The sequence below is a fragment of the Spirochaetota bacterium genome (assembly GCA_038043445.1).
Classification (GTDB): Bacteria; Spirochaetota; Brachyspiria; order Brachyspirales; family JACRPF01; genus JBBTBY01.
Window position 1 is genome coordinate 20,185 of record JBBTBY010000098.1, and the last position, 18,030, is coordinate 38,214.

Below are 18,030 nucleotides of genomic sequence, written 5' to 3' on the forward strand. Positions count from 1 at the left end.
TCATTTTCCCGCCGTGAAATATGCGGGTCTGTGCCGGTATTCATAAAAGTCGATTTTATTCATCCCCGGCTATTCCATCCATTCCCTTTTCACCGCACATGCGCTATTATACAGCGGCAATCACAGGAGTATAACAATGGCAAAAGCGAACATCGGTCTCATCGGTCTTGCCGTCATGGGCGAGAACCTCGTACTGAACATGGAAAGCAAGGGATTCACCGTTGCTGTGTTCAACCGCACCACGTCAAAGGTCGACGATTTTACGGGCGGCCGCGGCAAGGGAAAGAAGATCATCGGCACGCATTCATTGAAGGAGCTTTCCGAGAACCTCGAACGTCCGCGCAAGGTGATGATAATGGTCAAAGCGGGCAATGCTGTTGACGATACCATCGAACAGCTCCTCCCCGTTCTCGAGAAGGGCGATATCATCATCGACGGCGGGAACTCGAACTATGAGGACACGATACGCCGCACGAAATATGTGGAAAGCAAAGGCCTTCTCTTCATCGGCACGGGTGTTTCCGGCGGAGAAGAGGGCGCGCTCCTCGGTCCCTCGATAATGCCGGGCGGTTCATCCGCGGCATGGCCTACGGTAAAACCGATATTCCAGTCCATCTCCGCGAAAGTGGAGGACGGTTCGCCCTGCTGCGAATGGGTGGGCGAGAACGGCGCGGGGCACTTCGTCAAAATGGTGCACAACGGCATCGAATACGGCGATATGCAGCTCATCTGCGAAGTGTATCACATCATGCGCGATGTGCTTGGCATGAGCTATGACGAGATGCACAACACGTTCAAGGAATGGAACAACGGCGATCTCGGAAGCTATCTTGTCGAGATAACGCGCGACATACTTGCGTTCAAGGATGCGGACGGCGGCCCCATCGTCGAGAAGATACTCGATACCGCAGGCCAGAAGGGCACGGGCAAATGGACGGGCATATCCGCGCTCAATTTCGGCGTACCCCTTACGCTCATCGGCGAAGCGGTGTTCGCACGCTGTCTCTCGTCGGTCAAGGATGAACGTGTCGTCGCGAGCAAGGAATTCAAAGCCCCGAAGAGATCGTTCTCCGGCGACAAGAAGAAATTCATCGAGGACTTGAAGAACGCGCTCTACGCCTCAAAGATAGTCTCCTATGCGCAGGGCTTCCTCCTCATGCGCGAAGCGGCGAAGGAATACAAGTGGAACCTCAATTACGGCGGCATCGCGCTCATGTGGCGCGGCGGCTGCATCATCCGTTCCGTGTTCCTCGGCAAGATAAAGGAAGCGTTCGATAAGAACGTGAACATAGCGAATCTCCTCCTCGATCCGTTCTTCAAGGACAAGGTCGACCGTGCGCAGGACGGCTGGCGCAATGTCATCGGTGCCGCCGTCGTCAACGGCATACCGACGCCCGCGCTCTCGACCGCGCTCAACTATTTCGACGGCTACCGGAGCGAACGCCTCCCGGCGAACCTCCTTCAGGCGCAGCGCGATTATTTCGGCGCACATACGTATGAGCGTACCGACAAGAAACGCGGCGAGTTCTTTCATACGAACTGGACGGGCCGGGGCGGGAATACGAGCGCTTCGACATACGTCGTATAACAAATTACCTGGATGTAAAAGACCGTCATTCTCCTTCACGGGAGGGTGGCGGTCTTTTTTTATACGCCCTTTGCGAGAACATCGCTCCGTAGTATAGTTCGTTATCACTGTGCCGGAGGGAACACTGCTCACTCGAAGTCTCGACAAAGTGCGCGATGCGTATTTAAGAAGAAAAGCGTCGAAGCGACAAAACGGCGCATAACGCCAGGGCGTGTGCGAACGAGCATCACAGCACGGGCGGACAGTATAGTATGGATACGAACTCTATTTTTCACGCCCGATTCCCGATAATGGATAGATGGCATATCAGCCGCTCACCGAACGGTATTCGCCCGCCGTCGTAGCCGAGGCGGAGGCACGCAGGAAAAAGTTGGCGCACGGGCAGCTCCATGTCGGGGATGTGGCCGAAAGCCCGCGCGTGCGGCGCATACTCGATCTCCTCTATCAGACGCATCAGACCTACTATTTCGCTCATTTCGAGGCCTCATGCGTGATGAGCGGCGTCCTGTTCGAGCAATGCATCATCTGCCTTCTTGAGGAAAAGATCGCCGACAGCGGATACATTACCTATAAAGAGGTCGGCGCCGTCAAAAAGGCGTCCTGCTCGGAAGACCTCGCCGATCTCAATCTGAACACGCTTATCAATGCCGCATCGTGGTACTATATCATTCCGCCGTCGCGCTTCAACGAGGCGTCGTTCATACGGATACTCCGCAACCACATCATGCATGACAGACTGCCGCCGTTCGTGCTTAAAGGCGGATCATATAACGGCGACGTGGTCCAGGACATGCACGGTGTGAACGTGATAAGCAACGCAGAACTTTCGAAGAGTGAAGTATCTGAGCGCTGTCTCCATGACGCACCGGAGGAGCTCTGGGCGTATTACATGCTCACCCGCGTGAGAAGTCTTATGGAAGATATGTTCGCCGAGCGCGTTCGCGAGCATCCGCCGCGGGAGATGTAAGGTTCACTGCACGAATGAGCTGATGACAGGACTTGAACCTGCAACCCTCTGATTACAAATCAGATGCTCTACCATTGAGCTACATCAGCGTTGAAGGACAGTGCGGGGATTCTAACACACCATTGTCATTTGTCAATGAATTTGCTGAAAAGCATTGAACGCTGGATATAAATCGGACAAAGTACATATAATAAAGGAAAATGTAAAAAATTCGAAAAAGGAATAGCGATAATAATATGACGCATATGACAAGCGTGGAGCGAATGGCCGAGCATGTCCATCGTTAACCCTTCCGTCGGACGGATCAAATCATTATGAGAGACTTATTTTGAGAATGACGGCTTCTTACGCTCCTGCGGCGGCGCCGCTCGATCTTGCCTCTTCTTCGTTATACACCAACGCTGGCGGGAAGCCGTTCTCGCGGATACGCCTACCTGCTTCCCTGAGCACGGCCGCATCGCCTTCATGTATCGACCCGTCCGGGAGCGGACCCGTGTTCATGATGAGATTGCTGTTATGCGCCCGCGCATTGCCGAGCATGGCCATGACAAAGTCGGCATCTCTATGCGGCTCATCCTTTGCGTATCCCCATTTGTGCATTTGAAGCGTTGAGCATATCTCGTTCCATTTATCTTTGTTCTTTCCCCAGGCATTGCGCGCCACCTCCACTGACGATGCCGGCGCGTTCATCTTCTCGAGCCGTTCTGCAAGCGAAGCCCCCTGTCGTTCCGGCGCAGCGAAATCCTCCATGCCGGTAGCACCCTGCTTGAACGAGATGAGCGTCTGCGGCTGAAGTTTTCGCACGAGCGCGTATGTCTCTTCGATAGGGTAGAGCTCGTGAGCGAAATAGTAATCCATTATCAGATCGAGCCATATCCCGGCGATGGGGCCGTACTTCGTGAGAAGCTCCCCTATCTGCGCGTGCACATAGTCCATGTATCTCCGGAAATCTTTTTTCTCACGGTAGAGATACTCCGGCTGTGCCGAGGGATAATCCGGCCGTGCGGCGACGCTGCCATGCTCGCGGGAGTGGAAATACGGGTGCCGCCAGTCCGCGCCGTAGCTCACGTAGCAGAAAAGCCCGATGTTCTTTCTCGCGCATGCGTTCGCAAGCTCATACACGAGGTCGCGCTTGGCCGGTGAATTCGTGCTCTTGAAATCGGTGGTCTTCGTATCGAACAGGCAGAACGAATCGTGATGCCGTGTCGTGATGTTGATATATTTCATTCCCGCATCGACGGCAAGATCGACGAACGCATCGGCATCGAATTTCTCCGCCGTGAAATCATCCTTGAGTTTCGCATACTCGGTGACGGGTATCTTCTCGTGATACTGCACCCATTCACCGCGGCCGAGGAGCGAATAGAGGCCATAGTGGATGAACATGCCGAATGTGGCGTTGCGGAACCATGCGAGCGATGCCTGCTTCATGTCGCCGACGGATACGTACGGAGCAAGATAGGGAATGCTGTTCATAATGACCTCGGTTGAAATATACGGTGTTTCCCGTACAATTCGAGATAAAGATACTGCATTGATGATGCATAGTCCATGGACAAAAATGGATTCTCCATGGACGGGCTTTTCAGGGAAATGGATGATGATAAAAAAGATACAGCATCCCTTGTTCGCGAACATCATCGACCGAGTGACCATCAGCGTTCTTGTGCATGGCCATTATTACGGTGAGCGCGATTGGGGATTTACCGACGACCATGTGGCATACGATCGTTTATATTTCGTGCTCAACGGGAAGGGCTGGCTTTCTCACGGCAAACAGAAGATACCGCTGTCGAAAGGGAATATCTATCTGATACCGGTGAATACATCCTATACCGCCGGCACGGATTCGACGATAGAAAAGTTCTACATCCATTTTCGTTTCGAGTTGTATCCCGGGAAGGACGTTTTCGATGATCTCGGCGAGGTGCGATCGATGCCCATCGATGACATGTCCCGCCTGCGGGGGATGATCGCATTGACCGGGCGCAAAAAGCTCGGAGATATCATGCGCGTGAAGGCATTCCTTCTTTCATCGCTTGCCGGTTTCGCCGACATCGATATCGATTCGCTTGCGAGGGATGCTGCCATAGCCGAGCGCTACCGCGCGCTATTTTCGCATCTTGAGCACGGCGCGTTCGATACCTTATCCATCGGCTCCATCGCGCGTGCCATGGGGATGTCGGTGTCCGGACTTTCGCGGGCGTTCTTCCGCGATACCGGCGAGACGATACGCGCCTACCGCGACAGGAAGCTCATGCGCCGCGCGAAGGACCTCCTCGTGCTCACCGCGCGATCGGTGAAGGATGTGGCCCGCGAGCTCGGGTTCAACGACGAATTCTATTTCTCGCGCTATTTCAAGAAGCAGACGGGGTTTTCGCCGGCGGATTATCGGGTGAGGAATGCGGTGCGCTGATGTGATAGCATATTGGGAGGAATGAGCAGCAACTTGCGCTGAGCGTTACGCCTTGTGTACTATCTTCCCGCCGACGATGGTATACACGGCGAGTCCTTTGAGCTTTTTGCCGATGAACGGCGAGTTCTTGCTCCTGCTCACGATCTGTTCTTTCGTGTAGGTGTACTCGCGCCCCGTATCGATGATGGTCACGTCAGCGGTCCTGCCGACGGAGAGCGTGCCGCGGTCTATGCCGAGTATGCGTGCGGGGTTCGCTGATAGCACACGTGCGAGGAGCGGCATGCGCTCGCGTTTATACTCCACGATATGTTCGAGCACCACCGGCACCGCGGTCTCAAGCCCGATGGCGCCGTTGGGGGCGATACCGAACTCGAGCGATTTCTCGAACTCGCTGTGCGGCGCATGGTCGGTGGCGATGGCATCCACGGTGCCGTCGAGCACGGCCGCTCTGAGTGCGGCGCGGTCCTCGTCGCAGCGCAAGGGCGGACGCATCTTCATGTTCGTATCATAATCGGCTATCATCTCGGTGGAGAGCGACAGATGATGCGGTGTAACATCCGCGCTTACCCGAAGTCCCTTCGCTTTCGCCTCACGGACGAGGGCGATCGACCCGTCGCTTGAAATATGCGTGAAGTGAACACGTCCGCCGGTCAATTTCGCAAGATGTATATCGCGTGCGATGATTATCTCCTCCGCTTCCTTCGGTATGCCCTTAAGTCCCTTCTTCTGGCCGAACGCGCTTTCATGCACGGTGCCGTTGCCGCAAAGATTGTCATCTTCCGCATGTACGATGATGGGCTTGTCGAACATACGCAGATACTCGAGCGCCCGGCGCATGACGTTCGCGTTCATTATCGTATGGCCGTCGTCGGAAAAACCGATGGCGCCCGCAGAGAGCATGTCGCCGAATTCGGTGAGCGATTGACCCGCAAGGTCCTTCGTCACCGCGCCGTAGGGGAGTACGTTCACGGCGGCTTCCTTTTCCGCGGTCACGACGACGAACTTTATCTGGCTCGCCGTGTCCGTGGCCGGTTTCGTATTGGCCATGCAGGCGATGGTGGTGAACCCGCCCGCGGCGGCCGCTTTGCTCCCCGAAGCTATCGTCTCCTTGTGCTCCTCGCCCGGCTCGCGCAGATGCACATGCATATCGATGAGGCCCGGGAACACGTGCTTGCCGGAAGCGTCGATGACCTCGGCGCCGGAGGCGGTGATGGCCTTCTGCACTTTCGTGATGACTGCCCCGTCGATGAGTATATCGAGCTTCTCGTTCTCGATGCCGTTGGCCGGATCGGTAACGATGCCATTCTTAATCAACAGCAATGGTCGTCTCCTTTGCGCCGGATACGAGATAGAGCACCGCCATGCGTATGGCGACCCCGTTCGTCACCTGCTCGGTGATCACCGAGTTCTCGGAATCGGCGACGGAGTGCGCTATCTCCACGCCGCGATTCATCGGCCCCGGATGCATTATCATGAGGTCCTTTCTCGCATGTTTGAGTTTCTCCTCAGTGAGGCCGAAGAGATTGGTGTACTCGCGGAGCGACGGGAAGTAATTGGCATCCATGCGTTCGCGCTGTATGCGGAGTATGTTGACGACGTCCGCATCCTTTATCGCCTTGGCAAGATCGTATTCAATGGTAAGCGGGAGGCCTTCGAATCGCGGGACGAGCGTCGGGGGGCCGCAGAGCGTCACATGCGCGCCCAGTGTAATGAGACCGAAGATGTTTGAGCGCGCCACGCGGGAGTGGAGTATGTCACCCACGATGACGACCTTAAGTCCCTCGATGCGCTTCTTGTGTTCGAGCATGGTGAACATGTCAAGAAGGCCCTGTGTGGGGTGTTCGTGCATGCCGTCGCCGGCATTGACGACGCTTGAGCGCACTTGTTTTGAGAGCATGCTCGCCGCACCCGATTCGCTGTGCCGCATGACGATGATATCGCAGGCAAGTGCTTCTATCGTTTTTACCGTATCGATGAGCGTTTCGCCCTTGGAGACCGAACTTGCCGAGGCGGTGAAATTGATGACGTCCGCGGAAAGACGTTTTGCGGCAAGCTCGAAGCTTGTGCGGGTGCGCGTGGAGTTCTCGAAGAAGAGATTAACGACGGTCTTGCCGATGAGCGCGGGGACCTTTTTCACCGAACGGGTGAATACGTCCCTGAACGGTTTTGCTGTTTCGAGTATATTCTCGATATCTCTGCGAGAGAGGTCTTCAAGACCGAGCAGATGTTTGACTGACATGCGATATCCCGTAGTACGAAGCTTTGTACCGGGATTGCATTATACCCTATTCGATATTTTTATCAATCGGCGGCGTGCGGTTTTCTCATGGCTCAGCATGCGCTTGCCAGTTTGCTTTTCCGCCGCGGTGCGATATAATTTCCCCTATGAAAGTCATGCCCGCAGTAGGGTTCCTCTGTGCACTCATGTTCTTCTCGTGCGCACGGTATGATGCGCCGCTCATGTCGCTTGCCGCATTCGAGACACGCCTCTCGCGGACCATCGTAACGCGCGATGCGCGGACGTTCTTCTCCTTCTTCATCCCGGCAAAGGCCGTCAAGGATGTTGCCGCCCTCCGTGCAATGCCCTTTCGCTTCGCCTTCGATCCCCGCGATGTGAAGGCCTCGATAGCCGATAAAGGCGTTTTTTTCCGCCGCATATTCTCCGATGATGCATCGTCCATGGCGTCAGAGCTCCCCGCAAGCGGCGCCTATCCGGTGCGTTACGATATCCACCGCAAGGCTGCCCGCGTTGTCGCCTGCATACGCTACGGCGGCGAGCGGTCGCATGCACATGCGCTCGAATACGTCGCGCTCTGGCAGGGCGGCGAGTGGCGGCTCCTGACCATCAATATCGACGATGCATCGGCGGGGCAGCGATGAGGCCGTACGCTGTTATCATCATCGTTCTCCTTGCCTGCGGCTGCACGAACGAGTCCCTGTCCCGCAAGCGTGCAATGATCGCGCTTTACAGTGAAGCGATCACTGCCGCGGCGGACGGCGACAGCGCCTGGTTCGCGTCGCGCTCGATAGACCCCGGCATACTCACCAATGGCTTTCGTACCGCGGTCCGTTCCAATGAGTTCACGTCCTTCGCATACGATCCCGAGGTCGATGCCGACCGCGGCAGCGTCATCATGCCCGCCGCTGCCGGAGGATACTGGGTGCTGGCAATGAACTTCGATGAGTCCGTACATCGATGGCGCATCATCCGTATCGAGAAGAGCGGCCGATGAAGCGCGTGCGTGTGCCTAGGCGAAGGACGGGAAGGACGTCCGCGGTCCGTTCCGATGATTTCAAGGCGCTGCGCACCGCGATATGGGAGACGGCGGACGACACGTCGCTTTCCGAAACGCAGATAATACAGAGGCTGCTCGATATCGTCGGGCCTGCGTTCGGCGTGAGCCGCGCCTGCTTCAATGTACGGCAGGGGAAGAATTTCGTCACGACGCATGAGTGGCGTGAGGAGGGGGTACGCCCGTCAGTCGGCGCGCTCATCCCGGTATGGCTCATCAATCTATTCATCAAGGAAACGTATTTCGAGGTCACGATCGAGGGACTGATAAAGAAGGCGCCGGTCTTTCTTCGGCGTACGATCCGTCGTTTTGTCGAGGGGCTCGTCGCGGAACAGAACGTGGATGCTGTTCTCGCCGTCCCGTACCGCACGTCAAAAAATCCGCTCGATACCATTATATCGTTCGATATGTGCCGCGAGAAGAAAGCGAAACCCGGGTGGTCGGAACGGTATAAGGACATCATTCCCGACATGCTCCGGATAATCTCCATCGCCATTTCGCGCCGCCGTGTGCAGGAGGATCTCTCCGAGAGCGAGCTGCGCTATCGGACGCTGTTCAACAACATCAGCGATATCGTCCTCCTGTTCGAACGCACGGAAAATATGGCGGGGAAGATAATAGAAGCGAACGCCATGGCGGTCAACCGCCTCGGCATATCCCGTGAGGCGCTCGTGAAACGTTCGTTCGCCGACATCGTCGATAAAGGCTTTGATGAGATCATCTATCGTTCGCTCGCCAACGGCGGGCATGCCATCTTCGAGACGAATCTGCGCGTGGCGGACGGGGAGACCGTTCCCGTGGAGGTGAAGGCGACCGCCGTGCTTTACGGGGAACGCCCGGCGATACTTGCCCTCGCGCGCGACATTTCTTCACGGCGTGCCGCGCAGAAAAAGGCCGATGAGGCGTACCGGAGCATCTCGCTCGTCAACGACATAAACAGCCGTTTCCTCGCCGGAGATTCCCTCGATGACATCATCGGTTTCACGTGCGAGCGTTTCAAATCGCTCTATGGGTTCACCGACGTCGATGTGAGCCTGCGCAAGGGCGCGGACGCGTTCATCTACAAATACAGCACGATAGACAGGAATAAGATCGCCGCTGCCGAGCGCTTCACCGGGGCGTCAGTGATCGGCAAGACCGTCGCGCTGTTCCCGGGAAGCCGCATCACCGAATTCTACACCGACCGCAAACCGATCGAAATAGACGATCGCAAAGCGCTCTCTCGTTTTCTCGGCGACCTGTTCCCGCCCGAGAAGCGCATCATGCGCGCACTTTCCCCGCGGGCGGTGAGTCTGCTCGGCCTTTCGCGTCTCTATCTCGTGCCGTTCCTTTCCCGCGGAGAAATGGCGGGACATTTCGGCTTTTTTCACGACAGCGCGATGAGCGCTGACGATCAGGCGGGCATAGCCCTTGTCGCCGGCAAGATCGGCGAGATCATAGAGAGGAAGCGTTTCGAGGAGGAGCTTGCGCACATGGCGCATCACGATACGCTTACCGGCCTCGGTAACCGCAAGGCGTTCTTCGAGGCGCTCGACGAGACGATCAAGCTCGCATCACGCACGAAGAGCGAGAAACTGCGTGCGCTCCTCTTCATCGATCTTGATAATTTCAAGGAGATAAACGATATCGTCGGGCATCTCGTCGGCGATCAGCTCCTCGTATCGATAGCCGAGCGCATCGTCGGGACGCTGCGGAGCACCGATATGATATTCCGGCTCGCGGGCGATGAGTTCACTGTCATCCTTACGCACATCGCCCACGAAGAGGACGCCGCCCAGGTGGCGGGGAAAGTAGTCGACGCCCTTCGTGCACCGTTCACGATAGCGGGGAACGAAGCGCATATATCGGCGAGTATCGGCATAAGCCTGTATCCGCGCGACGCGGAGGAGGGCGCCTCCCTCGTGAAGAACGCGGACATCGCGATGTATGAGGCGAAAAAGACGAAGACGCCGTACTCCTTCTATACGGAGGAGATGAACGAGCGTACGTATCGCCGGATCCAGGTGCTCAATGAATTGCGCGGTGCGGTCGGCAGGAACGAGCTTGAGCTCTACTATCAGCCCATCGTCAATCGTGTCGGCTGCCTCGCCGGCGCCGAGGCGCTCATACGCTGGAAGAACCGCACCCTCGGGTCCGTGCCGCCCAACGATTTCATCCCCATCGCGGAGGATTCGGGCCTTATCAAGAGCATCGGCGCGTGGGTGATCGAGCGTGCGCTTGCCGACGTGTCGAGGCTCAACATCGGTGCGGTGAAGAATTTCTTCCTCGCCGTCAATATTTCCGGACGGCAGTTCGCCGATCCGCAGTTCGTGAGCGAGGTCACATCGATCGTGAAGAAGACGCCGCCGGGCGTCGATCTGAAATTCGAGATAACCGAGAATACGCTCATCGATGACCCCACGCGCGCGCAGGAGACCATGGACGCCATACGGGCGCTGGGCATCAGTTTCGCCATCGACGATTTCGGGACGGGGTATTCATCGCTCAATTATCTCACGCGCTTCCCGGTGAGCCATCTCAAGATAGACCGGTCGTTCGTGATGTCGCCGACCATAGAAGCGAACATGGTCATCAAGGGCATCATCACGCTTGCGCATAATCTCGGCATGCAGGTCGTCGCCGAAGGCATCGAGACGGACGTACAGAAGACGCTCCTTACCGATATGCGATGCGATTATATGCAGGGGTATCTCTACAGCAAGCCCGTTGCGGTCCCGGATTTCACCTCACTGGTCGGGCACCTTACCCATTGATAAGCGATGTGCGGGCGTCACTGAGCGCAGCCGCATAGCGCGCCGCGATGGACGATTCATCGCCCGTCATGAGCGCCGCTTCGGCGATAGCGATGAGGCAGAGAAAGGCGCCGCGGGCGTCGAGCACGCGCGTCACGAAACGGCGTATGCCGTTGCTGTTGCCCCTGAGGTCGTATGCGAACAACGGGTCGGTCGACCGTATGATATCCGCCGCTTCGTCCCAGCGCAGTCTGCGGTGATCGCTTTTCTCGGGGCCGCTCGCGTGGAAATCGTTCCTGTCGAACCGGAGCGCCATTTCGTCTATGCCGATATGACGGAGATAGATGCGTGACGGCGCATCGAGCTCATAGAGCGTACGGCGGAACCCTTTCTTTGCGACGATGCGTATGGCGCTGTCAGGCGGCTCCGCCTTTGCATACCAGTAGAGGTCCGTGCTGTCGACGGTCATTATCTCGGCCGAGCGCGACGTCCGTGCGACGATGTCATTGATCACAGCATCGGCGCGATTGAGGTATACTGCTTGAGGCGGCTGACGGCGTTCGATGTGGAAATTCGCACGGTAGGAATGACCCTCCTTGATGACATATCCCCGTGCAACGAGCGTGGTAAGAATGCGGTAGAGCGTTGCTTTCGGTATCTGTGTTTTCGTGAAGAGGTCGTTGATCATGAGCGGCGTTCCGCTGTTCGCATCGATATGTTCGAGCACGGTGAGCGTTTTCTCCACTGGTTCGGAGACGGGCAGTGGTTTCTCGCCATATTGTGAAAACGGGCTTTTCATATATGAAATATACCCCGCACACAGATGATTGTCAAACACGGCACGCCAAAGCGAGGCCGCCGCGAAGCATCGTTTGCATTCGTCATATCACGGTGTATAATCGCGTGGCGAACACGTTACGGATGAACGATGAAAGTATTCATAGGTCAGATGAACCCCATTGTCGGCGATATCGAAGGCAATTTCAATAAAGTGATATCGGCAGCACGCGAGGGCGATGCCGCGGGGGCCGATTGTATCTGCACGCCGGAACTCTGCCTCACCGGGTATCCGCCGCTCGATCTCCTTGAACGGCGCGATTTCCTCGAGCTTTCCGATTCGTTCATCAGCTATCTCAAGGGACGCTTGCCCAAGGAGCGCATGGTCATCGTCGGTGCGCCGCTGCGTGAGATGATACATGGCCAGGAACGCCTTTTTTCCGCAGCGTATGTGTTCCACAAGGGCGCCATCGTCGATGTAATAAAAAAAACGCTGCTCCCCACCTACGACGTCTTCGACGAATCGCGCTATTTCACGACGAACAATGAAAAGCCGCGCGTGATGAAGTTCGGGAAGGAGCGCATCGGCATAACCATCTGCGAGGATATCTGGAACGACGAGCGGTTCAACAGGAAGCGCCGCTATGACAGCGACCCGCTCGAAGAGCTCATGAAGAAGAAGCCGACGGTCATCATCAATATCAGCGCCTCGCCCTGGGAGATGAACAAGCATCTCTACCGGCGTGAGCTCATACAGCATGCATCGAAGCGCTGGAAAACGACCATCGTCTATGTCAACCAGGTTGGCGCGAACGATTCGCTCATCTTCGACGGGGGATCGCTCGTCGTACGCAACGGCAAGATACTTTTCGCCGCACCGCGCTTCACGGAAGCATCATCTGCGTTCGATCTTGTCGCGTATGTGAAAAAACCGCCGGCGGATCTCCCCAAGATAGCCGATCTCATGGATGCGCTTACCATCGGCATACGCGATTATTTCCACAAGCTCGGATTCTCCCGTGCGGTGGTGGGCCTTTCCGGCGGCATCGACAGCGCGGTGGTGGCCGTGCTCGCGGTACGTGCGCTCGGGGCCGAGAACGTCCTCGGCGTGCTCATGCCGAGCGAGTTCTCATCGGGCCATTCGGTGAGCGATGCACGCGCGCTCGTGAAAGCGCTCGGCATACGCGAACTTACGCTCCCGATACAGGGTCCCTTCGCCGCGATGAAAGATGTCCTTCGCACCGGGGTAGGCAGGAGCATGTTCACCGAAGCCGAGAAGGAACGCGCGATGAAGGATGATGTCACCGAGGAGAACCTGCAGTCGCGGATACGCGGCATGCTCCTCATGTCATTATCGAACAAGTACGGCTATCTCATGCTCGCTACCGGCAATAAATCGGAGATGTCGACAGGCTATGCCACGCTCTACGGCGATCTCTGCGGGGCGCTTGCTCCGATAGGCGATGTCCTTAAATCGGATGTCTACGCCCTTGCGCGGCATATCAATACGAGCATGAACAATGTCATCCCGGAGAACGTGCTCGTCAAGGCGCCGTCCGCGGAACTGAAGCCGGACCAGACCGATCAGGACACGCTCCCGCCGTACGATGTGCTCGATGATATACTGCATCTGTATCTCGAGGACGGGAAAAGCATCGAGGAGATATCGAAGACGCATAAACGCGCGACGGTGATATGGGTGGTCTCCACGCTGCATAAGAACGAATACAAGCGCCGTCAGGCGCCGTGCATACTCAAGGTGAGCAGGAAGGCGCTTCGCCCCGGGCGCGTATTCCCCATCGTGCAGAAATATCATACAAGATTCTAGAGTATCTTTATGATCGATACATCGACGTATTCATGTGATACGCCGCCTTTTTCAAGCATTAGCCCGCCGCGGACGGTGATGTCCTTTGCCGTACAGGCGAACTCTTCGCCGTCGGCGATGACGCGTACGCGCTTGTCGTAGAGCATATGATAGCGCGCGAGCTTCTCGATGAAGAGCGGCGCATCGGCGGTCAGGAAACTCTGCTCCCCGAAGAATCCGGAAAGGAATCGTTCGATGAGCACGTTCACATCGTCGAAGAAGCCGTATTCGGACAATGATGCGGCGGTAATGCCTTCGATGCGGAGCGGTGCCGTATCGCCGAACACGTTCACTCCTATGCCGATGACGGTGCGTTCCAGTTCTTTGCCGCGATAGATGTGCTCGACGAGGATGCCTGCGCATTTCTTTCCGTCGATATATATGTCGTTGGGGTATTTTATTGCAAGCGGCTTGTCGACATAGCCTTCCATCGCCTTCAAGAGCTCAAAGCCGGCATAGAGCGAGACCATGGCCCCGGGTGCGGCGGTGGGACGGACAAGGAGAAGCGACATCATGATATCAGTTCGCGTACCGCTTTTCCATGCGCGCTGGAAGCGGCCGTAGCCGGCTGTCTGTTCGTAGGCGAGGATGAGGGTGTTACGGTCGGCGGCGATCGTTTTTGCGTAGGTATTCGTTGAATCGATGGTGTCGAGTATGGTGACGTTGAGCGAGGGGTTGCCGCGGGTGAGAGTGTCCGGGGAATATAGAATGCTATTTGACACTCACCCCATCCCCCAGCCCCTTCCCCTCTCTCACGGAAAAGTGAGAGAGGGGAAGGGGAGTGTTTAGTGTCTGTTTGTTTGAATTATTTTTGCAGTATAAATAAAATCTCAACTGTCAATATCCTCAACTGATATTAAGCCCCCTTCCCTCTCTCACATCTCGGCGAGAGAGGGAAGGGGGTGCCGCGTATTTCGCGGCGGGGGATGGGTGAGTGTTTAGTATATCCGGGTGCAGTATACCGTCAATCCCCGTGTCTGAAGTCTCGCGAAAAAAACGAGCAAGGGCGTCAGTGTTTATCTATTGATATATTCTGCGATCCGTCTTCGTACTGCCGCCTGTGCGGCATGATCTGTGGGGGATACATTGGTCATCTGTTCATATAAACTTCTTCCGGCAGCGTCTTTCGAAAGATATCCTGGTTCCGGAACAACATACGCGGTATTTGACGAGACGAGAAGATAGGAATACTTCCACAACGCGGCACCGGTCTCGAACTCCTGTGGATATTTCGCCCGCACCTGCATGATATCCCTTTCCTGCACTGAGATAGTATTCGTCATGCGCACACCCGCACAGCGCACATTATCAGCGAGCATATCGGCGAGGAAGGAGCGGTCATCTGCACTGAGCGATCTGTCCATATATGCCGCATAATAGCCGACACGAAGCGCGCATTTTGAGGCGGCGATTATCGGCGTCTGCCCGCGCGAGCGTATGCTTTCCTGCGTGTAAAGGTCGGCGGTGAACATCGATGCGATGACGGCTGTATCGTAGCGCGGTGCGCGTACTATGGGAAGGATAAGCGCGAACAATAATACCGCGGCGGCGGGAAGGGCGACATAGATCGTTCTCCGCAGGGAGAATCGCAGCGCATTCCCTGACGCAGGGACAGATCTCTTATCCATTCGCTTCAGCGCCCTGCGAAGCAGCGGACCATCACTTTTCGACGAGTTGTATGCCGATACCGTATCATGGAGCTCGCGGAGCTTCGCCCGGCATGCGTCGCAGGAGGCGAGATGCGCCTCGACCGCGGATCGTTCTTTTGCGGAGAGCATATTATCGTGATATGCGGGAATGAGCGTATCAACGTGTTTCATAGGATATGCCTTTTCTCTTTAATTCTTTACGGATAAACGCTCGTATCGTCCATAACTTTTTTGCCGTGCCGGCGATATGCATCATCGCTTCTATCTCTTTGTGCGAAAGCCCGTCCGTGTAGAACAACGTGAACATGAGCCTGTCACGGGGATCCATTGCATCCAGGATGCGCTGTATGTGCCTGATCATCCCCTCATCCTTCGTGCGCGTTTCGTTCTTCAGTAATGCCCTTTCGGGGTTCGTGCTCATGCCAAGCAGCACATCGATGTCGCCGCTGTGCTCGCCGTCAAGCGGTACGCTCTTTTTCACCGCATGAGCCGCTTTTCGGCGTTTATTCGCATTGAGCGCGGTGAGCGGGGCCATCTCTTTCATGAAGGCCGGATAGTCGGCAAAAACACCGGGGTATTCCGCCGATATCATGCCGTAGATCTCGGTGTAGGTATGACCGCGCATATGATGCCGATACATCTTCTGAAAATGCTCAGGCTTTCTCTTGAGCGCCCGGGGATAGTAGAACCGCCCATCCTTTTTCCGGAAATAGTCGCGCAGAAGATTGAGCGTGATCGATGACAGGAAAGTACCGAACAGTGACCGTTCATCGCGATACATCCGTATCCGTTTCATATCGTCGGACTTCAGTCTTTCAAGAACATATACCAAAGCGTCACAGGCGGCATCGCGTCCCTTTACGTTATACTCGACCGCCTGCGCTACTCTCGATGCATAGTGCTGTGTGAAGTGATCCCAGGCCTTCTCGCTGTCTTTGGTCTTGAGCAATTGGAACAGCGCGTATTCAGGATCGATGGCCGTCTGCAGAGTGGGATCATGCCGGTTCGGCGAAAAAGCGCTCATTTATTATTGAGCGTCAACTCGTCTTTTCTGGGTTTACTCTGAAACCCCAATGCCTCGACTTTTTGATGGCTGTGTTCGAGTATTGTCCGAAGCGCGTCACGGACAGAGACAGTTTTTACTTCTTCGTAAGACCGCTCTTTGGCTTCGCGAATCATCGTCAACATTTTACTCTCGTTCATCGATAACCTCCGCATAGCAATAGAATATCATATTTATTTAAAATTGTAAGCGGCTCGCAGTTGACAATACGCTGGAATAAACACCGGGTCTATCCGTACATACTCTTCAGCCAATGGCGAGGAGGGCGTTATGAACAACAGCATACAGTATACCGCAAAAACCGCCGCTTTTACGCTCATTTTTCTCTGCGTATCCGCCGCGGCGTTCGGCCAGGTCTTCAACAGGCAGATCGACTCGGTAAGTCAGAAAATGGAACGGAACGGCACGTGGACGGAATGGATCGAGTGGGTGGATATCGACATCGCGGTGAACATCGACCTTGCGAATATGGTGTTCAGAATGTCAGGGAATAAGGCGCATGATAATATATTTAAAAGCATCGATGCCCCGGAAAAGATGGATGCAGATGACAGCACCTATTTCATCTTCCGCTGCACCGATTCGAATAACGAGAAGTGCAAGTTCGTCATCGGGACGTACAAGGACGGGGGTATGCGCATCATCGTAGAATATGAACATTCGATAACGATGTACAACATGGTGAAGGAGGAATAACCTCTTTTTCGTCCCAATTCCGATATGTGCTGCGCGGATAAGTATCCGTCATGACAGAAAACAAGGGGTCATGACCCCTTGTTCCGTCAGCACAATGAAATCCGCAGTATATCAATATCCCATCCCGCGCAGTGATATTTTTATTATGGAATGATCATCGATATTATCCGTACAAGATATCCATACACGCTCAAAGGAGTTCCCCATGAAAAATCTCATCACGCTCGCCGTCATCGCTGCAATAGGCATCCTGCCGCTCACACCGGCAGAGAACAACAGCATGTTCGAAGTATCCTATCTCATCGATCAGGGGCTCGACAGGACATTCCTCATGGTCAGGCAGAAAGCGTTCAAGCTCTCGTCCGAGGACCGCATCAATCTCTACGAGATGAAAAAGAAAAAGGACACGGGCGGGCCGTTCGCGCTCAATTTCTTCATCGGCTTCGGCATCGGCTCATACGTGCAGGGCGACGGCTTCGGCGGGACGATGGGATTATGCGGAGAGCTCGGCAGTCTCGCGCTTATCGGCGCAAGTGCGGGTTCCGATGTGCCTGCACTTGCCATTCTCGGGCTTGCGGTTTTTTTCGGCTTCCGGATCTTTGAATGGATACGCCCGTTCGCGTATGAGGGGGAGTATAATGCGAAGCTCGGGAATGCGCTCATCATCGGGGGAATGTCATACACGCCCATTCGGTCGACGATAGGAGCTATCGCAGCGGCAGAAGATCATCGGGTGAGCGTTTCGTTCGCGGTGGGGTACTGAGGATGAGGCACACTCACCCCAACCCCCGACCCCTTCCCCTCTCTCACGGAAATGTGAGAGAGGGGAAGGGGAGAGTTTCATGCTCGCATCGACTAAGCATATCCTGAACAACAAGTAACCCCTTGCGGGGAATGTTTCGACCTTTGCAGGGAATGTTTCGACCCTTGCGGAGAATGTTTCGACCTTTGCGGAGAATGTTTCGACCTTTGCGGAGAATGT

The 18,030-nt window shown here is 55.6% G+C and carries 17 protein-coding genes and 1 tRNA gene; 9 read left to right on the plus strand and 9 right to left on the minus strand.

Annotation, left to right across the window (positions count from 1 at the left end; all coding sequences use genetic code 11):
- Positions 1–136: 136 nt before the first annotated feature.
- Both gnd and AABZ39_14285 read left to right on the plus strand, forming a co-directional pair.
- Positions 137–1,588: a decarboxylating NADP(+)-dependent phosphogluconate dehydrogenase gene (gene gnd, locus AABZ39_14280; protein MEK6795946.1), complete on the plus strand. Its 1,452-nt coding sequence runs from the start codon at positions 137–139 to the stop codon at positions 1,586–1,588.
- Between the two features lie 298 nt (positions 1,589–1,886).
- Positions 1,887–2,555: a hypothetical protein gene (locus AABZ39_14285; GenBank protein MEK6795947.1), complete on the plus strand. Its 669-nt coding sequence runs from the start codon at positions 1,887–1,889 to the stop codon at positions 2,553–2,555.
- 17 nt (positions 2,556–2,572) lie between these two features.
- Here AABZ39_14285 and AABZ39_14290 read toward each other — a convergent pair.
- Both AABZ39_14290 and AABZ39_14295 read right to left on the minus strand, forming a co-directional pair.
- Positions 2,573–2,644, minus strand: a tRNA-Thr gene (locus tag AABZ39_14290).
- Between the two features lie 256 nt (positions 2,645–2,900).
- The gene (locus AABZ39_14295; protein MEK6795948.1) at positions 2,901–4,031 is read right to left on the minus strand and encodes an alpha-L-fucosidase; all 1,131 of its coding nucleotides are present in this window, start codon (positions 4,029–4,031) and stop codon (positions 2,901–2,903) included.
- 85 nt (positions 4,032–4,116) lie between these two features.
- Here AABZ39_14295 and AABZ39_14300 point away from each other — a divergent pair, with 85 nt between their 5' ends.
- Positions 4,117–4,971 carry an AraC family transcriptional regulator gene (locus tag AABZ39_14300; GenBank protein ID MEK6795949.1) on the plus strand — a complete coding sequence of 285 codons (855 nt, stop codon included), beginning with the start codon at positions 4,117–4,119 and terminating at the stop codon, positions 4,969–4,971.
- Between the two features lie 45 nt (positions 4,972–5,016).
- On the opposite strand, the gene AABZ39_14305 is transcribed toward AABZ39_14300, so the two are convergent.
- Entirely contained in the window at positions 5,017–6,291 is a 1,275-nt protein-coding gene (locus AABZ39_14305; GenBank protein ID MEK6795950.1) for a dihydroorotase, read from the minus strand.
- Positions 6,278–7,210, minus strand: a complete 933-nt coding sequence (locus AABZ39_14310) for an aspartate carbamoyltransferase catalytic subunit (GenBank protein ID MEK6795951.1) — start codon at positions 7,208–7,210, stop codon at positions 6,278–6,280. Before AABZ39_14310 ends, AABZ39_14305 begins: the two co-directional genes overlap by 14 nt.
- Before the next feature lie 146 nt (positions 7,211–7,356).
- Here AABZ39_14310 and AABZ39_14315 point away from each other — a divergent pair, with 146 nt between their 5' ends.
- Genes AABZ39_14315 through AABZ39_14325 form a run of 3 tightly spaced genes read left to right on the plus strand, consistent with a single transcriptional unit; the run spans position 7,357 to position 11,017 of the window.
- Positions 7,357–7,851, plus strand: coding sequence for a hypothetical protein (locus tag AABZ39_14315; protein MEK6795952.1), 495 nt, complete (start codon positions 7,357–7,359; stop codon positions 7,849–7,851).
- Positions 7,848–8,204, plus strand: a complete 357-nt coding sequence (locus AABZ39_14320; protein MEK6795953.1) for a hypothetical protein — start codon at positions 7,848–7,850, stop codon at positions 8,202–8,204. Before AABZ39_14315 ends, AABZ39_14320 begins: the two co-directional genes overlap by 4 nt.
- The gene (locus AABZ39_14325; GenBank protein ID MEK6795954.1) at positions 8,168–11,017 is read left to right on the plus strand and encodes an EAL domain-containing protein; all 2,850 of its coding nucleotides are present in this window, start codon (positions 8,168–8,170) and stop codon (positions 11,015–11,017) included. Before AABZ39_14320 ends, AABZ39_14325 begins: the two co-directional genes overlap by 37 nt.
- Here the strand turns inward: AABZ39_14325 and AABZ39_14330 are convergent.
- Positions 11,007–11,795, minus strand: coding sequence for a helix-turn-helix domain-containing protein (locus tag AABZ39_14330; protein ID MEK6795955.1), 789 nt, complete (start codon positions 11,793–11,795; stop codon positions 11,007–11,009). The two genes, AABZ39_14325 and AABZ39_14330, sit on opposite strands and share 11 nt — an antisense overlap.
- Positions 11,796–11,924: 129 nt before the next feature.
- Between AABZ39_14330 and AABZ39_14335 the strand changes: the two genes are divergently transcribed.
- Positions 11,925–13,601, plus strand: coding sequence for an NAD+ synthase (locus AABZ39_14335; GenBank protein MEK6795956.1), 1,677 nt, complete (start codon positions 11,925–11,927; stop codon positions 13,599–13,601).
- On the opposite strand, the gene AABZ39_14340 is transcribed toward AABZ39_14335, so the two are convergent.
- From AABZ39_14340 to AABZ39_14355, 4 genes are all read right to left on the minus strand, one after another.
- Positions 13,598–14,362, minus strand: coding sequence for a biotin--[acetyl-CoA-carboxylase] ligase (locus tag AABZ39_14340; GenBank protein MEK6795957.1), 765 nt, complete (start codon positions 14,360–14,362; stop codon positions 13,598–13,600). The genes AABZ39_14335 and AABZ39_14340 overlap by 4 nt on opposite strands.
- Before the next feature lie 294 nt (positions 14,363–14,656).
- Positions 14,657–15,460 carry a zf-HC2 domain-containing protein gene (locus AABZ39_14345; protein ID MEK6795958.1) on the minus strand — a complete coding sequence of 268 codons (804 nt, stop codon included), beginning with the start codon at positions 15,458–15,460 and terminating at the stop codon, positions 14,657–14,659.
- Entirely contained in the window at positions 15,447–16,313 is an 867-nt protein-coding gene (locus AABZ39_14350; GenBank protein ID MEK6795959.1) for a sigma factor-like helix-turn-helix DNA-binding protein, read from the minus strand. Before AABZ39_14350 ends, AABZ39_14345 begins: the two co-directional genes overlap by 14 nt.
- The gene (locus tag AABZ39_14355; GenBank protein MEK6795960.1) at positions 16,310–16,492 is read right to left on the minus strand and encodes a hypothetical protein; all 183 of its coding nucleotides are present in this window, start codon (positions 16,490–16,492) and stop codon (positions 16,310–16,312) included. Before AABZ39_14355 ends, AABZ39_14350 begins: the two co-directional genes overlap by 4 nt.
- A 130-nt stretch (positions 16,493–16,622) precedes the next feature.
- On the opposite strand from AABZ39_14355, the gene AABZ39_14360 reads away from it, so the two are divergent.
- Together AABZ39_14360 and AABZ39_14365 are read left to right on the plus strand one after the other, a co-directional pair.
- Positions 16,623–17,048: a hypothetical protein gene (locus tag AABZ39_14360; protein ID MEK6795961.1), complete on the plus strand. Its 426-nt coding sequence runs from the start codon at positions 16,623–16,625 to the stop codon at positions 17,046–17,048.
- Between the two features lie 205 nt (positions 17,049–17,253).
- Positions 17,254–17,811: a P13 family porin gene (locus AABZ39_14365; protein MEK6795962.1), complete on the plus strand. Its 558-nt coding sequence runs from the start codon at positions 17,254–17,256 to the stop codon at positions 17,809–17,811.
- Positions 17,812–18,030: the final 219 nt, after the last annotated feature.

Bases quoted from the DNA above. Each gene is read 5' to 3' on its own strand.
- gnd (MEK6795946.1), top strand. From the start codon at position 137: ATGGCAAAAGCGAACATCGGTCTCATCGGTCTTGCCGTCATGGGCGAG.
- AABZ39_14285 (MEK6795947.1), top strand. From the start codon at position 1,887: ATGGCATATCAGCCGCTCACCGAACGGTATTCGCCCGCCGTCGTAGCC.
- AABZ39_14295 (MEK6795948.1), bottom strand. From the start codon at position 4,031: ATGAACAGCATTCCCTATCTTGCTCCGTACGTATCCGTCGGCGACATG.
- AABZ39_14300 (MEK6795949.1), top strand. From the start codon at position 4,117: ATGGATTCTCCATGGACGGGCTTTTCAGGGAAATGGATGATGATAAAA.
- AABZ39_14310 (MEK6795951.1), bottom strand. From the start codon at position 7,210: ATGTCAGTCAAACATCTGCTCGGTCTTGAAGACCTCTCTCGCAGAGAT.
- AABZ39_14315 (MEK6795952.1), top strand. From the start codon at position 7,357: ATGAAAGTCATGCCCGCAGTAGGGTTCCTCTGTGCACTCATGTTCTTC.
- AABZ39_14320 (MEK6795953.1), top strand. From the start codon at position 7,848: ATGAGGCCGTACGCTGTTATCATCATCGTTCTCCTTGCCTGCGGCTGC.
- AABZ39_14325 (MEK6795954.1), top strand. From the start codon at position 8,168: ATGGCGCATCATCCGTATCGAGAAGAGCGGCCGATGAAGCGCGTGCGT.
- AABZ39_14330 (MEK6795955.1), bottom strand. From the start codon at position 11,795: ATGAAAAGCCCGTTTTCACAATATGGCGAGAAACCACTGCCCGTCTCC.
- AABZ39_14335 (MEK6795956.1), top strand. From the start codon at position 11,925: ATGAAAGTATTCATAGGTCAGATGAACCCCATTGTCGGCGATATCGAA.
- AABZ39_14345 (MEK6795958.1), bottom strand. From the start codon at position 15,460: ATGAAACACGTTGATACGCTCATTCCCGCATATCACGATAATATGCTC.
- AABZ39_14350 (MEK6795959.1), bottom strand. From the start codon at position 16,313: ATGAGCGCTTTTTCGCCGAACCGGCATGATCCCACTCTGCAGACGGCC.
- AABZ39_14355 (MEK6795960.1), bottom strand. From the start codon at position 16,492: ATGAACGAGAGTAAAATGTTGACGATGATTCGCGAAGCCAAAGAGCGG.
- AABZ39_14360 (MEK6795961.1), top strand. From the start codon at position 16,623: ATGAACAACAGCATACAGTATACCGCAAAAACCGCCGCTTTTACGCTC.
- AABZ39_14365 (MEK6795962.1), top strand. From the start codon at position 17,254: ATGAAAAATCTCATCACGCTCGCCGTCATCGCTGCAATAGGCATCCTG.